This window comes from Martinezella sp. CNPSo 3959 (genome assembly GCF_057784355.1).
Genome location: NZ_JBXSOV010000001.1, coordinates 606,403 through 621,558, shown reverse-complemented (window position 1 = coordinate 621,558; position 15,156 = coordinate 606,403). Strand labels below are relative to the sequence as shown.

The following is a 15,156-nucleotide window of genomic DNA, read 5'->3' as shown; positions in this document are numbered from 1 at the left end:
TTCGGCGATGTTCAGCCTTGCGCTGAAAGGCAGGCTTTGAGGGAACTCGCGATGCCGCGCATCAGGTCGAAATAGAGATCCGGCCCCTGCGGCAGCGTTGCAGCTTCCGGATCGAGGGTTCCCGATTTTGCGGGGGTGCCTTCCAGCACCACGTTGACCAGCTTCGGTTCGAATTGTGGCTCGGCGAAGACGCAGGTCGCGCCGAGATCGGCGACCTTGCTGTGGATCTCGGCGACGCGCTGCGCGCCCGGAATGGTTTCCGGGCTGACCGTGATGGAGCCTGAGACGCGCACGCCATAACGGTGCTCGAAATACTGGTAGGCATCGTGAAAGACGATGAAGGGCTTGTCCTTTACCGGGGCGAGCGTCGAGGCGATTTCCATATCGAGAGCGTCGAGTTTGTCGTTCAGAGCCTTCTGGTTCGCTTGATAGGTCAGGGCGTTGACGGGGTCCGCCGCGACCAGGGAAGTTGTGATCTCGGAGACCATCGCCTTGGCATTATGCGGATCGAGCCAGAGGTGAGTGTCGAACTCGCCATGATCATGGTCGTGTCCATGGGCGTGATCGTCGCTGGCCTCATGCTCGTCGCCATCGTCATGCGGTTCGAAGGCGCCGCCTTCGCGGAACTTGAGTTTGGTAATGCCGGGCGCATCGTCGAGCTCGACGACGGTGGCGTTGGTACCGAGTGCGGCAAGTGGCTTTTGCAGAAAGGCTTCCATACCCGACCCAACCCAGAAGACCAATTTTGCCTCCTGAAGGCTGCGCGCATTCGAGGGCTTCAGCGCGTAGGTATGCGGCGATGCAGCGCCATCGACGATCAGATCCGGCGTGCCGACGCCCTGCATGACGGCTGCGACCAGCGAGTGGATCGGCTTGATGGAAACGACGACTTTCGGCGCATCGGCTGCAGTTGCGGCCGTACCGACGAGCAGGCCGGAAAGGAGAAGGGAGGCGGCGATGGGAAGAAGAGTTTTTGCTGCGTTCATGCCAGAAATGCCCTTGAATGGGTCTGTTATGTTATTACATCAATTGCGTTATGCTATAACGTGTGCGATAGCATGGCGCAATAGTGCAATTGGAAATTTCATGCTTTCTTCCATCGACAGCAAGAGCCGTCCGCTCGTGTCGCTCCATGATGTCGGCGTTCGTCGCGGCGGCCGCTGGCTGGTGCGTGGGGTCGATTTTTCCGTCAGCCGGGGCGAGATCGTTACCCTGATCGGCCCGAACGGTTCCGGCAAGTCGACCAGCGCCAAGACGGCAATCGGCGTCTTGAAGCCGGACGAAGGGCGCGTGGAGCGCATTGCCAATCTGAAGGTCGGCTATGTCCCGCAGAAGCTCGCGATCGATTGGACCTTGCCGCTCAGCGTGCGGCGGTTGATGACGCTGACGGGACCTTTGCCGGAGCGTGAGCTGATCGCGGCGCTGGAAGCCGTCGGCATCGCGCATCTTGCCAAGGCCGAGGTGCAGCATCTTTCCGGCGGTGAATTCCAGCGGGCACTGTTGGCGCGCGCCATCGCCCGCAAGCCCGATCTGCTTGTGCTGGACGAGCCCGTGCAGGGCGTGGATTTCAACGGTGAGATCGCGCTTTACGATCTCATCAAGTCCATCCGCAATTCACAGGGTTGCGGTATCCTGCTGATTTCACACGATCTGCACGTCGTCATGGCGGCGACGGATACCGTGGTTTGCCTGAACGGCCATGTCTGCTGCCGCGGCACGCCGCAGACCGTCAGCCAGAGCCCCGAATATGTGAAGCTGTTTGGCACGCGGGCGGCGCAATCCCTGGCGATCTACAGTCATCATCACGACCACACGCATCTGCCTGATGGCCGCGTACAACATGCTGACGGCTCGATAACAGATCATTGCCATGCCGACGACGGCCACCACCATCATGAACATGACGATCATGGTCACCATCATGGCCATGATCACGATCATGACCACAGCAAGGGAGAACGCCATGTTTGACGATTTCTTCCTGCGCGCCGTCGTGGCCGGCGTCGGGCTGGCGCTGACGACCGGGCCGCTCGGCTGCTTCATCATCTGGCGACGTATGGCCTATTTCGGCGATACGATCTCACATTCGGCGCTGCTCGGCGTGGCGCTCTCGCTGCTCTTCCAGCTCAATCTGACACTCTCCGTCTTCGCGGTTGCAGCTCTCGTGTCGATCCTGCTGCTCTTCCTGCAGCGGCGGCAGGCGCTTTCGGCGGATGCGCTGCTCGGCATTCTCTCGCATGCGACGCTGGCGATTGGTCTGGTCATCGTCGCCTTCATGAGCTGGGTGCGGATCGATCTCATTGCTTTCCTCTTCGGCGACATTCTGGCTGTCACCCAGTCGGACATTGCGGTGATATGGGGCGGCGGCATTTTCGTCCTGGCGGCAATCGCCTGGCTTTGGCGGCCGCTTTTGGCTTCGACCATCAATCCCGAGCTTGCCGAGGCGGAAGGATTGCGGCCGGAGCGCGCAAGGCTGTTCTTCATGCTGCTGATGGCCGTGGTGATCGCGATTGCCATGAAAATCGTCGGTATCCTGCTTATCACCGCGCTTCTGATCATCCCCGCGGCCACGGCACGCCGCTTTGCCGCCACGCCGGAAACGATGGCGATCTTTGCTTCGCTGCTCGGCGCTATCGCCGTTGTCGGCGGGCTATTCGGGTCGCTGCGCTACGACACACCGTCAGGCCCGTCGATCGTGGTGGCGGCGCTCGTTCTATTTATCATCAGTCTGCTGCCCCTTGTTCGCAGGAGCGGCACGCCAGCGGCGCAACAGAGAGGACAGTCGTCATGACCACTCCGATGCTCACCAAGAACCAGTCTCTCGTTTTCGATATCCTGACCAAAGCGGAAGCGCCGCTCAGCGCCTATACCATTCTCGACAAGCTACGCGATCAGGGCTTTCGCGCGCCGCTGCAGGTCTATCGCGCGCTGGACAAGCTTCTGGAATATGGCGTGGTGCATCGGCTCGAAAGCATCAATTCCTTCGTCGCCTGCGCCCATCCGCATGAGGATTGCCATAGCCATGGCCTCGTCGCCTTCGCCATCTGCGAAAGCTGCGGCCAAGTGATCGAGTTTCACGATCACGAGGTGGATCATCGGCTGATGGATTGGCTGAAATCGCAGAAGTTCAAGGCGGAAAAGTCGACCATCGAAATTCGCGGTCATTGCGCCAATTGCGCGGCTTGATCTGCAAATCGCCGTTTATTTCATACTCGGCAAGTAGCTATTAGAAATTTCTAATCTAATCTCTTCAGATCGCGAGCGAAGCGCTGCCAGTTGGCGACATAGTTGCGGGCGGAGCGGCGCAGGCCTTCGATCGCGGCTTCATCCAGCGTGCGGATCGCTCTTGCCGGTGCGCCGACGATCAGCGAGCCATCCGGAAATTCCTTGCCTTCCGTGACAAGCGCATTGGCGCCGACGAGGCAATTGTTGCCGATCTTCGCGCCGTTCAGGATCGTTGCGCCCATGCCGATCAAGGAGTTGTTGCCGATGGTGCAGCCGTGAATGATGGCATGATGGCCGATGGTGCAGCCTTCGCCGATGGTGGTCGGGTAGGCCGGATCGGTATGGACCATCGTGCCTTCCTGGATATTCGTGTCCTTGCCAACGACGATTGGCTCGTTGTCGCCACGTAGCACCGCGCCGAACCAGATGCCGACATCTTCGCCGATTTCGACCTTGCCGATGACGCTGGCATCCGGCGCGATCCAATAGCGGTCCGGCTCGGGTGTTTTCGGCGTCGAGCCGGCAAGGGCGTAGAGCGGCATGGTCGATCCTCCTCGGTCAGACGACGTTCAGTACCAGGTTTGCAACGCCATCGACGGCGCAGCTGATCCGGTCGCCCCGCGCAACGGGGCCGACGCCGGCGGGCGTGCCGGTCATGATGATATCGCCGGGGGCCAGCGTGAAGAGCTTGGAAAGCTCGGCGATGATCTCAGGCACCTTCCAGATCATCTGCGAGAGATCGCCTCTCTGGGTGGCCTCGCCGTTGCGCATCAGCCAGATGCCGCCCTTGTCGGGATGGCCGACGTGGGTGGCGGGTATGAGCGCGGAGATGGGTGCCGAATGATCGAAGGCCTTGCCTATTTCCCAGGGGCGGCCGAGCTTCTTGGCCTCGCCCTGCAGGTCACGACGGGTAAAATCAATGCCGACGCCATAGCCGTAGACGGAATCCAGTGCCTGTTCGACCGGGATGTTTGTGCCGCCGCTACGCAACGCTACGACAAGCTCCACTTCGTGATGCACGTCAGATGAAAGGGCGGGATAGGGAAAGTCGCGGGAGACCAGCAGATTGTCGGGATTCTTCTGGAAAAAGAATGGCGGTTCGCGGGTAGGGTCATGACCCATCTCGATGGCGTGGTCGGCATAGTTGCGGCCGACGCAATAGACACGACGTACAGGGAAAAACTCGGTCTCACCTTCGATCGGCAGAAGGACAGGGGCGGGCGGCGGAATGACTGTCGTTAGTGGGGCGTTCATATGCGCTTTCGAAACTTTCATCTTTTTCAGAGGCCTGTTGCCCTCCGACTCCGTTCGGGCAAACTAGCATCATTGTGACTGCCACGAAAACTGGCCTTTTTGAGGGATTTGGTGTAGAGCGCGGATCAGAAAGGTTTCCCATGTATAGCGACGCGCTGAAAACTGGCCGCAAGATCTTTGCGGTTGCCCCCATGATCGACTGGACGGATCGGCCTGAAATCTAGGCTCTTGATAGGGTGTGTCGTACTAGGCGTCGTACCTGATTCAGATCAGGGATACGCAGAGAACATCGGAGCTATTGCTTCCAACACCAGACCATTCGTTGACAAATTTGTGAGTTTACAACAATCCTTATTCGTTGTCGCAGGCGCCATGCGATATGATATGTGTACTGTCAAATCGTGTAAACGCGGAGGGAAAACTTGTCAAGCGAAAAAATGAATACGTCTGAGGCGGCGCGGTATATTCGCAAGTCTGCTTCTTGGCTGAATAAGACGCGGCTGACCGGTACTGGACCTGTCTATCTGAAGGTCGGCGGTTCAGTCCTTTATCTGAAATCCGATCTTGAGAAGTGGCTCTCAGGGATGCGGCGCACCGCTGTGTACGATTTCGCCAACGACAATGCCAGGGCACGGGCCGTAGTCTGAACTCCTGAATTCCGGACTTTCGTCTGCATTCTGCAGAAAAATAACCAAATCGCAAATTGTTGTAGCCCGGCCCAGCGCCGGCGAGAGGAGATCTGTGATCAAGAATTTAGCGTCGATCGATTGGGACGAGTTCGATTATGAAAATGAAACATTCAGGTCCATCAATACTCATCTGACCGTGCATGCCGCGCAGAGCGCGCCGCGCCACAAGTATTGGAAAATGCCTGGCTGGATCGGCAGTGGTGACCTGACAGCCATCTTCGGTCCAAGCGAGGCTGGCAAGTCCGTGTTCTCGGTTGACCTTGCCTGCCGTCTTGCTGCCGGATGGGATTTCGGAGGTGGCAAAGACGGACCACAACACAACGTTCTGTACATTGCAGCCGAGCGTGGCGATCAGATCAAGCGCCGCATCGATGCCTTTGTGAAGCACCACGGGGGCTACCCCTTCAACAACTTGCAAATTTACGACGGCCCTATCGACCTTTGCGAGGAGAATTTCCTACGCGCGGTGATACGAGTTGCATCCTACCACTTCCCTGATGAGTACGGCGCAGAAATCGTGATCGTCGACACACTCGCTGCGGCCATGAGCGCCTCGGACAGCAACCCAGATGCGATGCATCGGGCAGTAAACAGCCTCACGGATGCCGTTCGCCATGGCAACCCCGAGGGACCGTGCTCGGTCGTGGTGGTGCATCACTCGCCCCTTAGCGGCGAGGCGCGCATGCGCGGCGCCGGCCAACTGCAGGGCGCTGCTGATATGACGATCCATGTCACTCGCAAACGTGACGTCTCGGTTGCGAAGGTAGCCAAGAACAACGAAAGCCCCGATCGACCGACGCGTACTTATCGAATGGAGACAGTCAGTCTGGGTCGAGATCGTCCGGAAGATCCCGAAACGACGGCGCCTGTCCTAGTAGAAGAAGCTGCCGTGACAAGTGTCACAGATGAGCGTGACATGTCACGCGCCAGAAGCCACACGAAGGCTATGGAAACGCTGCGTCAGGCGATTGCCGCGAACGACAACAGGCCTATCACAGAGGGTCAGTGGCGATCTGCGGTTTATGAGGCCGCTGGCGGGATATCTGAGTCTGGAAAACGGAAGCGATTTGAGAGGGACAGGAGGACCTTAGGGGCCAGTGTCTCCGTCGTCGATGGACTGTTTAGCGTGACAGAACGCGACGTAGCGTGACTTTTTTCACGCTTGAAAATCTTGTCACAACACGGGCGTCAACGTGACAAACCAGCGTGACAATACCTACCCCTATAAGGGGGTAGGTTGTCTCGCACTGTCACGGTGTCACGCCCCGCAGTGATGGCCCACTAGATCTTGGAGATTAAATGATCAGAGCCAGAGTTCAAAATATTGGTGGGCCGTTCCCCGGTGTCGGCGCCGCCCCCGAAATGAGACGCGACAAGGTGCTGCCTGCCGATGGTAGAGCAGCGTTCGAGAAGCTGAACGACGCAGTATCGACCAGCGGTGTCCTAATAAATTTTGGATCATTCGTACCTGCGAACGACAATCGTGATCAAAAGGCGGACGCGGCTTGAAACATCGCGACTTTTCCGAACTGGCCACGCTGTTGGCTGAGCGCATCGCAACACCGACTAAGGCTGTAAAGCCGACCATCATCAAGGTCCGTCAGCCCGCAAACGACAACAAGCCGGTGCCGGATGTTCTCGCCTGGCCCGCACTCGAGCGTATCGCTTATCGCGGAGACAAGGTGCGTCTTTTCGCTCTCCGTCATTGGCGTGACCTTTGCTTCCCGCGCCAAATGGAAGTCCTTGCTGACGAGGAGCAATACGACCCAGAAGCTACTATCGAGACACGTCCATCAGAAGCCGAGCTGTTGGACGCGGTCGGCTGGAAAGTGGTAGGGAAGGAGCGGTGGAACCACACTGGAGAAGTTGTTAACGTGTATGCTAGGTCCCTAGAAGATCGGCCCGCATACACCACAAAAGTCGTTGCCAGGAAGTCAGGCGGTCTGCACCGCGCGCTTGATGCGCGTATCGGTGAGCTAATATTCACTGATGGCAAACTGACGCAGTGGGGTGTGACAGCCAAGGGGCGAGCATTGCGGCCCGATGAGCGCAGACGAGGCGAGAAGGGCGGCTCAAGGGCAGGGCGCACGGACGACGAAGTTTGGTCATACCTCAAGCTGAAGGGGGCTGCCTCCCCGCTTCGCGCTGAGCCCTATCTTAAGCCCCTTTCGTCCGAGCCGACGAGCCGCGAGTGCTACACGCCATCACCTGCCGCTCACAAGGGACGCAAATTACTTGAAGAGCTTGGTATCGATGGCTCCGTCGGTTTCGATAAGTTGCCTTTCAAAGCAACGCGTTGCCCTGATGCAATTGCGGCGAATGCGCTTTGGTTAGGGGGCGTTAAGCAGCCAAAGCCTACCGCATCAGAGCCAGCGGGAAAGGAGCCAGAGTTTGTTAGGCACATTGAGGCCTCGCATTATGTCGACCATCTTCGGCTCAAATTGGGAGACCACGCAAAAGTGCTGGATCTGGCAATCAGCGACGGCACGGCAGCAGAGATTGGAGCGGCGATGGGTCTTGCTCCTGCCTATGCGGCAAAAAGAGGCGCAGCCCTGATCGACCAGGCGATCGATAAGCTGATCGAGGTCGACGAGACGGCACGGGCTGATTTCGAAAAAATTCCGGAAAAAATTGCGGCGTAGTGTCCACTCAACGGCATGATCAAACCGTATATTTATGAAGGGTCATGAACCCGACAGCCGCCTTGTGCGGCTGTTTTGATTTGAGGCGCTGAATTCGAGCGGACGCTCTGAGCTCGCGGCGATGCCGGGCCAGCCTCATTCTCTATCACCTGGCGCTTTCTCCTCGGCGACGGGCGATCCATGCGGCTGCTCCACTGCAATGCGGTGTCGAGCGGCCGCTTTCGGTTTTCTGGGTGTGGCGCAGACTGGTAGCGCACGTGATTTGGGATCACGGGGTCGCAGGTTCGAACCATGCCACCTAGACCAATATTGCGGGATAGAGCAGCATGGTAGCTCGCTTGGCTCATAACCAAGAGGTCGTTGGTTCAAATCCAGCTCCCGCAACCAAATCCGACGCGCGCTCTGAAGATGCAGCGCTATATCGTCGCCTCTACAAGACCTCACGCTGGCGTGCATTGCGCGACTATCAACTGTCTGCACAGCCGCTATGCCAGTGGTGCCTTGAGCGCGAAGAGATCACGGCAGCTACCGAAGTGCATCACGCCATGCCGCACCGTGGCGACGAGCTGCTGTTCTGGAACGGTCCATTCGTCTCCACATGCAAGCCGTGCCACGCATCGCGTGGTCAGCTGGAGGACAATGGCAAGGTCGTGGTGCGATATGGTGCTGATGGGTGGCCGATCTAGTTCACGTCAAACGCGAAAATATTTCGATAAAGTCATGATTTTATTCAATATTTCTCTTGACAGAAATCGACAAATGCGGTATTGTGACGGTTTTGGCCGGGAGGGGTGGGTCAAATCTTCGGCGCCTCGCGCACAGGGGACCGGCGGACCCCATCTGTACACATCGCCACAATTCAAATGTTGAGGTTGCATCATGCCGAGGCCACGCACGCCGCGGTCGAAAGCTGCTGTCACCGGCGCCGACAAAAAGAACAAAGGCCGCTTTGAGGCTCGCAACGAGCCATTAGTTAGTGATGATCTTGGTGATCCGCCAGACTGGATTGTCGATGGCGAAACCAACAAGGCAAGGGAAGCTTGGCAGACGCTGCGCAAGGAAATCCCTTGGCTCAATTCAAGCCATCGAATCCTGGTGGCCACGGCAAGCAATATCTTGGGGCGCATGATCGCCGGTCAGGACTGCGGTGTGCAAGCAATGAATCTGCTTAGGCAGTGCCTTGGCCAGATGGGTGCGACGCCTGCCGACGCCAGCAAGGCCGGAGCTAAACCAGATGGCGAAAGCAAAGATCCGGCAGACGAGTTCTTCGACGAGTAGAAAGAGCCAACCAGCCGCAATTCCTGCGCACTTCAATCCAAAGTATCCGACCGGCCCCGTTGATGAATATGCCGAGAAGGTCATCAATGGAGATATAGTAGCTGGGCCGCATGTTCGCAACGCCTGCCGCAGGCACAAAGACGATCGACTGAACGGCCCGAGCCGCGGCATCCACTGGGACCCGGAGGCAGCCGATAGGGTTCTGCGCTTTTTCCCGGCAGTGCTGCGCCTGAATGGCGGCCAGTTCGAAGGTCGGCCGTTTCACCCACACATCTCCCAACAGTTCAAGATTGGCTCCATTTTCGGATGGAAGCGTGTCGAATCTGACGGCGCAATCCTGCGACGCTTTCGACGCGCCTATGTCGAGGAAGGCAAGGGCAACGGGAAGTCTCCGCTAGCCGCAGGCATTGGGCATTATTGCCTGACGTCTGATGGGGAGGCGGCCGCCGAGATTTACGCGGCTGCGGCAAACAAGGATCAGGCATTCGTCCTATTTCGTGACGCCGTTGCGATGTACGAGCAGTCGCCGGCGTTGAAGTCGAAGCTGACCCCATCGGGCGGCAATCCTGTTTGGAACCTGTCTTACCTCAAGCGGCGCTCGTTTTTTCGTCCGATCTCGCGTGAGGGTGCACATAGTGGGCCGCGCCCGTATATCGCGCTCTGCGACGAAATTCACGAGCATCCAGATGGCAAGGTCATCGAGATGCTCGAGCGCGGATTTAAGTTCCGCCGCCAGCCGCTGCTTTTCATGATTACGAACAGCGGCAGCGATCGAAATTCGATCTGCTGGGACGAACACCAGCATGCCGTGAAGGTAGCCGCAGGCACGCAGACGCCGGATGACGACTTCACTTATGTCGGCGAAGTCATCGACGACACGACGTTTTCGTATGTCTGCGCGCTCGACAAAGACGATGATCCTTTCACAGACCCGACCTGCTGGCAAAAGGCAAATCCGCTTTTCGGCATTACGCTGAAGCATGACTATCTGGCCGGCGTCGTCAATCAAGCAAAGGACATTCCGTCCAAGCGCAACGGCATTCTTCGTCTGCATTTTTGCGTGTGGACAGAGGCGGATACCGCTTGGATACCGCGGCCGCTACTCGAAAAAGTGATGGTCGATTTCGACCCATATGTTGAGCACAAGGATAAAAAGATCGCCGCAGCCGGCCTCGATTTGTCCGGAGCCAAGGATTTGACTGCCGCTGCTTTTGCGGTCGAGACCGGAACGAAGCGCATCAAGCGCGAGGACGGCACGGAAGCGGATTTGCCCACCTACGATCTTTGGATCGAGGCATGGACACCGCGCGACACGATGGACGAGCGTTCGAAGCAAGACCATGTGCCTTATCGTCTGTGGCTTGAGCAGGGATATATCAACGCGCCGGAAGGCGCGCGCATACGTTACGATCATGTCGCAGCGCTGTTCGCGCGCCTGAACGCTGAGCACGGCATTGCTGTGCTGGCGTATGATAAATACGCGTTCGACAAATTCGAGCAAGAGCTCGATGAATACGGCGTCGAGATCAAGACGGTTGCGCACCCGCAGGGCGGCAAGAAGCGTGCAAAGCCGGACGAAGAGAAGGTGCAGGCGGCGAAAGACGCCGGCCTAGACACTCCGCTCGGACTATGGATGCCGGGCAGTGTTGCTGCGCTGGAGACGCTTATTCTTGAGGAACGAGTGCGGTTACGCAGGTCGCCCGTCCTTCTCGGTGCTTTGATGGGCGTGGCTATCGAGACCGATCCGCTCATGGGAAATCAGTGGTTTTCGAAAAAGAAATCTACGGTTCGCATCGACCCGGCCGTTGCTTCGGCGATGGCGATTGGCGCTGCGGTCGACGGATTTGTTGAGATCAAGACCGTGACGTCACCATGGGAAGATCCTGAATTTCAGCTGGCAACGCTATAACTGCGGCAAGGTTATTTGATGTTTGGACTTACAACGAAGCGGGCTGCCGAAAGGCAGGCTGCGCAGGCTGTTGCTGAAACGCGCGCCAGCCTTGAAAATCCAAGCGTGCCGCTGTCTGATGTCGGTGCGTGGCGGTCAATGTTTGAGACCTGGAATGCCGCAAGCGGCGTTCCGGTCACAGTAGAAACTGCGCTCGGCGTGCCCGCTGTGTGGTGCGCGGTCAATTTTTTGTCGGGCACGCTGGCATCTCTTCCACTGGAGTTGTTCGTCAAGAGCGCCTCTGGCCGCGAGTCTGTCGAAGGAAATCCGCTTTACGCGATCCTTCAGGATGCGATCAATCCTGAGTGGACATCGTTCGCCTGGCGCAAATACTCGATGGTCAATATTCTGACCTTGGGACGGGCATTCACGTTCATCGAGCGCAACAAGGCCGGCCGAGTCACCAACCTATGGCCGCTCAATCCGCTACTAACGACGATTGAGCTGCGCCAAGGCCGAAAATTGTACATCTACGAGGACACCCGCAAAAGGATTGAGTATCAGGCGTCGGAGATCATTGATGTCCCGTTCATGCTCGATGCTGACGGCATCAGTCACGTGGCGCCAATCCAGCGCCTGGCAAAGGCTGTCGGGTTGGCAATCGCGCTCGAATCCTACGCCGAGAAGTTCTTCCTGAATGGCGGTGTGCCACCGCTGGCGCTTTATGGCCCCGTAGGGTCGCCTGCAGCAGCATCAAGGGCGGCAACAGACGTCACCAAGGCGATCCGAGACGCGAATGCGGAGCGCCGAAACGTTCTCATCATGCCATCAGGGCATGAGCTGAAGCCTGTCGGTATTGATCCTGACAAATCCCAGATGGAGGCGGCACGCCGCTTCCAGATCGAGGAAATCGCCAGGATTTTCGATCTGCCGCCAGTATTTTTGCAGGACCTGACGCACGGCACGTTCTCCAACACTGAACAGCAGGACCTTCACTTTGTGAAGCACACCCTCATGCAGTGGCTCACAGCATGGGAGCAGGAACTAAACCTCAAGCTGTTCACGGCACGGAATACGAAAAACTTCGTTGCCTTCAATCAGGACGGCCTTCTCCGCGGCGATTTTACTACGCGCATGAACGGTTACGCCACCGCGATCCAGAATGCCATCAACACGCCTGACGAAGTGCGATCGATGGAAAACTGGCCAACGCACGGCGGCGACGCAGCAAAGCTTCATATCCAGGGAGCGACGGTGCCGCTTGGTTCACAGAACATGGGCCACAATGGCGGCCCCCCGTTGGACGATCAGCCAGCCGCAAACGACAACAAGCAGACCGACGAGGCGAAGGCCGCATGACCAAAATTGAGAAGCGCAGCCATATCGCTGCCGTGGAAACACGTGCCGACGACGGCAAACGTACGCTTGTGGGTTATGCCGCCGTATTTGAGCGGCTGGCGGACATCGGCGGATGGTTTCAGGAGCAGATTGCGCCCGGCGCATTTACCGATGCCATCAAGGGTGACGTTCGCGCGCTCGTCGACCATGACTCCGGTCGCGTGATTGGCCGAACGAAGTCAGGCACGCTGCGCCTGCAGGAGGATGGTAAGGGGCTGCGGGTCGAGATAGATGTTCCGGACACAACTGACGGCAATGACCTTTGGGTACTCGTCGAGCGCGGCGATATCAGCGGTATGTCGTTTGGTTTCTGCGTCACGAAAGAGACGTGGGACGAAACGGGTGACGTGCCGACGCGTACAATCCAGGCTCTCGAGCTAATCGAAGTTTCGGCGGTAGCCTTTCCAGCCTACGATGACACCACCATTGGTGTTCGATCGCTTGAGGAGTGGCGCTCTGCCCATAAGGCGAAGCCAGAACCAATTCCAGATCCGGCGGCAGCGCCGGTAACCAGGGCCGCAGCTACCAAGACGCGACTCAAAATGGACCTTGACCTAAAGGTCCGCAGCACGCGCTGACCGGCGCTGCCACCCACCAAAACACCACCACAGCACGAGCCTCGCTATTGCGGGGCTCTTTGTATTGGAGACTTCATTTGTCCAAAATTTCTGAACTGCGCGAAAAGCAGCTCAAGCTCGTTGCTGATGCCCGCGCACTGCGTGATGAAATCACCGATGACACCGCAGAAGCACGCGTTGCTGAAATCGACGCCGCCCATGACAAGGCCATGGCCGAATATGACCGCATCGGCGAGCGTATCGCACGCGAGGAAGCCCTTGAGGCCCGCCAGGCTGAGCTCGACGCCGTAGAAGACGCTCGACGCCCTCATGGTGAGGATCGTTCCCGTAAGCCAGGCAAGGTTGACGGAACCGCAGAAGAGCGACAGGTGGAAGCATTCCGCACGTATCTTCGCCGCGGTCTCGAAGGCCTGTCTCAGGAGCAGCGCCAGATCGTGCGCGAACTTCGTGCCGGCCCGCAGGCGACGTCTCCTGGCGCCGATGGCGGCTACCTCGTGCCGCAGGGCTTCATGGCCGAGCTCGTCAAGTCGCTCAAGGCTTGGGGCCCGATGCTTGATCCTGGCGTCACGCGGTTCCTGAATACCGCGGCCGGCAATACGATTCCGTGGCCGACGATGGACGACACGTCCAACACCGGCGCGCTGATTGCCGAGAATGCTCAGGTGTCTCTCGCTGAAATGGCATTCGGCACGAAGATGCTTGAGGCATACAAGTATACATCGGGTGTCGTTCTGGTTTCCAGCGAGCTACTGCAGGATTCGGCCCTTGATGTCGAAGCAATCGTTCGCGATGCGATGGCAGAGCGTATCGGTCGTATCGCTAACCTGCACCTGACTACTGGCGATGGTTCGTCCAAGCCGCACGGCATTGTCGCCGCGGCAGGTGCCGGCGCTACCGCTGCCAGCGCAACTGCGATCTCGTTCGATGACATCATCGAGCTCTATCATAGCGTCGACCCGGCATATCGTGCAGATCCTTCCTGCCGCTTCATGTTCAATGACGGCACGCTGAAGGCCCTCCGCAAGCTCAAGGACGGTGAAGGCGAATACATCTGGCAGCCGGCGAACGTTTCCTTGGGCCAGCCGGATACGATCCTGAATCAGCCGTATTCGATCAATCAGGCCATGGCCTCGATCGCAACCGGCAACAAGACTGTCGCTTTCGGCGCCTTCAACCGGTACGTCGTCCGCCGCGTCAATGAGTTTGCGATCCGTCGCCTCGTTGAGCGCTATGCCGACTACGATCAGACCGGTTTTATCGGTTTCACGCGCTTTGATGGCGAGCTGCTCGACGCTGCGGCCGTCAAGGTTCTCACCCAGGCATAATTGAATTGGGCGGCTTCGGCCGCCCTCTTACTTCGGGAGGCGCCTATGCGCATTCGCCTATTGCGGGCGCTGTCTGGCGTCATGAAGCATTACAAAGCTGGCCGTGAGGTTGATTGGGAAGATGCAGACGCATTGCGTTTGATCTCGTGCGGCGCCGCCGAGCGTATTGAGGATGCCACACCGGCGCCCGTTCGCCGCGGCAAAAAGGCGGTCGCATGACGGACTGGTCTAGGCTAACTCGACTCGAGGCGCCGGAAGTGGCGCCGCTCGATCTCGCTGCTGCGAAACAACATCTTCGGATTTATCACGAAGACGAAGATCAGCATATTCAGTTGCTGCTGGATGCTGTCATCGCTTTCGTCGAGGGACCTGATGGCATTGGGCTAGCTCTGACGCCTCAAAAGTGGCGTCTGTCGCTCGATAGCTTCTACTCTCGCAATTTGATCAACGGTTTCAGTCCTGCCTACGGATATGGCGCGGCCTACCTCGATGTTGGCGCGATCTACAGCGCGATTTCGATTCCGCTTGGTCCTACCACGTCCGTCGAGCAGGTGCTCTATACCGATGATGCTGGCGCAACGCATGTTGTGCCGCAGTCAGATTACATCGTCGATGTGGAATCTTCGCCAGCGCGAATTTCACCGGTCTATGGTGGCATGTGGCCAATCACCATCAACTATCCGGGCGCGGTGAAAGTCGATTTCACCGTTGGCTTTGCCGAAACGCCAGCAGATATTAAGGCGGCATTGCTCTTGCTGCTAGGCCATTGGTTCGAAAATCGCGAGACGGTAGTCGCCGGCGAGCGTGCGGCGGCCATCGAAGTTCCATTCACCGTTGACGCCATTCTCAACAAATACCGCGTCGGTAGATTTGCCTGAC

At 58.1% G+C, this 15,156-nt stretch carries 16 protein-coding genes and 2 tRNA genes; 15 read left to right on the top strand and 3 right to left on the bottom strand.

Annotated features, from left to right (window positions below; all coding sequences use genetic code 11):
• Positions 1–11: 11 nt before the first annotated feature.
• The gene (gene znuA, locus AC13RE_RS03190) at positions 12–986 is read right to left on the bottom strand and encodes a zinc ABC transporter substrate-binding protein ZnuA (RefSeq protein WP_488483202.1); all 975 of its coding nucleotides are present in this window, start codon (positions 984–986) and stop codon (positions 12–14) included.
• 100 nt (positions 987–1,086) lie between these two features.
• Between znuA and AC13RE_RS03185 the strand changes: the two genes are divergently transcribed.
• Genes AC13RE_RS03185 through AC13RE_RS03175 form a run of 3 tightly spaced genes read left to right on the top strand, consistent with a single transcriptional unit; the run spans position 1,087 to position 3,186 of the window.
• Positions 1,087–1,971, top strand: coding sequence for an ATP-binding cassette domain-containing protein (locus tag AC13RE_RS03185; protein ID WP_488561932.1), 885 nt, complete (start codon positions 1,087–1,089; stop codon positions 1,969–1,971).
• A complete protein-coding gene (znuB, locus tag AC13RE_RS03180) occupies positions 1,964–2,791 on the top strand; it encodes a zinc ABC transporter permease subunit ZnuB (RefSeq protein WP_488561931.1) in 828 nt (275 codons plus the stop codon). Before AC13RE_RS03185 ends, znuB begins: the two co-directional genes overlap by 8 nt.
• A complete protein-coding gene (locus AC13RE_RS03175; protein WP_112334637.1) occupies positions 2,788–3,186 on the top strand; it encodes a Fur family transcriptional regulator in 399 nt (132 codons plus the stop codon). Before znuB ends, AC13RE_RS03175 begins: the two co-directional genes overlap by 4 nt.
• 50 nt (positions 3,187–3,236) lie before the next feature.
• Here AC13RE_RS03175 and AC13RE_RS03170 read toward each other — a convergent pair whose 3' ends face one another.
• Together AC13RE_RS03170 and AC13RE_RS03165 are read right to left on the bottom strand one after the other, a co-directional pair.
• Positions 3,237–3,767, bottom strand: a complete 531-nt coding sequence (locus AC13RE_RS03170; protein ID WP_132716868.1) for a gamma carbonic anhydrase family protein — start codon at positions 3,765–3,767, stop codon at positions 3,237–3,239.
• 16 nt (positions 3,768–3,783) lie between these two features.
• Positions 3,784–4,479 (bottom strand): fumarylacetoacetate hydrolase family protein, encoded by a 696-nt coding sequence (locus tag AC13RE_RS03165; protein WP_488561930.1) that lies wholly within the window; start codon positions 4,477–4,479, stop codon positions 3,784–3,786.
• Between the two features lie 422 nt (positions 4,480–4,901).
• Between AC13RE_RS03165 and AC13RE_RS03160 the strand changes: the two genes are divergently transcribed.
• The 12 genes from AC13RE_RS03160 to AC13RE_RS03105 all read left to right on the top strand — a co-directional run bounded on the left by AC13RE_RS03160 (position 4,902) and on the right by AC13RE_RS03105 (position 15,155).
• Positions 4,902–5,126: a hypothetical protein gene (locus AC13RE_RS03160; RefSeq protein WP_488561929.1), complete on the top strand. Its 225-nt coding sequence runs from the start codon at positions 4,902–4,904 to the stop codon at positions 5,124–5,126.
• 94 nt (positions 5,127–5,220) lie between these two features.
• Positions 5,221–6,318 carry an AAA family ATPase gene (locus AC13RE_RS03155; protein ID WP_488561928.1) on the top strand — a complete coding sequence of 366 codons (1,098 nt, stop codon included), beginning with the start codon at positions 5,221–5,223 and terminating at the stop codon, positions 6,316–6,318.
• 355 nt (positions 6,319–6,673) lie between these two features.
• Complete coding sequence (locus tag AC13RE_RS03150; protein WP_488561927.1) at positions 6,674–7,810, top strand: hypothetical protein; 1,137 nt, start codon at positions 6,674–6,676, stop codon at positions 7,808–7,810.
• Between the two features lie 229 nt (positions 7,811–8,039).
• Positions 8,040–8,116 (top strand) — tRNA-Pro (locus AC13RE_RS03145).
• Positions 8,117–8,120: 4 nt separating this feature from the next.
• Positions 8,121–8,197 (top strand) — tRNA-Met (locus AC13RE_RS03140).
• A 68-nt stretch (positions 8,198–8,265) separates the two neighbouring features.
• Positions 8,266–8,496 carry an HNH endonuclease gene (locus AC13RE_RS03135; protein WP_488561926.1) on the top strand — a complete coding sequence of 77 codons (231 nt, stop codon included), beginning with the start codon at positions 8,266–8,268 and terminating at the stop codon, positions 8,494–8,496.
• Between the two features lie 193 nt (positions 8,497–8,689).
• Positions 8,690–9,088 (top strand): hypothetical protein, encoded by a 399-nt coding sequence (locus AC13RE_RS03130; RefSeq protein ID WP_015339728.1) that lies wholly within the window; start codon positions 8,690–8,692, stop codon positions 9,086–9,088.
• Positions 9,045–10,997 (top strand): terminase large subunit, encoded by a 1,953-nt coding sequence (locus AC13RE_RS03125; protein ID WP_488561925.1) that lies wholly within the window; start codon positions 9,045–9,047, stop codon positions 10,995–10,997. The genes AC13RE_RS03130 and AC13RE_RS03125 overlap by 44 nt, the downstream gene beginning before the upstream one ends.
• An 18-nt stretch (positions 10,998–11,015) precedes the next feature.
• Positions 11,016–12,335 carry a phage portal protein gene (locus tag AC13RE_RS03120; protein WP_488561924.1) on the top strand — a complete coding sequence of 440 codons (1,320 nt, stop codon included), beginning with the start codon at positions 11,016–11,018 and terminating at the stop codon, positions 12,333–12,335.
• Positions 12,332–12,952, top strand: coding sequence for an HK97 family phage prohead protease (locus AC13RE_RS03115; RefSeq protein ID WP_488561923.1), 621 nt, complete (start codon positions 12,332–12,334; stop codon positions 12,950–12,952). Before AC13RE_RS03120 ends, AC13RE_RS03115 begins: the two co-directional genes overlap by 4 nt.
• Positions 12,953–13,029: 77 nt before the next feature.
• A complete protein-coding gene (locus AC13RE_RS03110; RefSeq protein WP_488561922.1) occupies positions 13,030–14,277 on the top strand; it encodes a phage major capsid protein in 1,248 nt (415 codons plus the stop codon).
• Positions 14,278–14,492: 215 nt separating this feature from the next.
• Positions 14,493–15,155, top strand: coding sequence for a head-tail connector protein (locus tag AC13RE_RS03105; RefSeq protein ID WP_488561921.1), 663 nt, complete (start codon positions 14,493–14,495; stop codon positions 15,153–15,155).
• The last annotated feature ends 1 nt before the right edge of the window (position 15,156 follow it).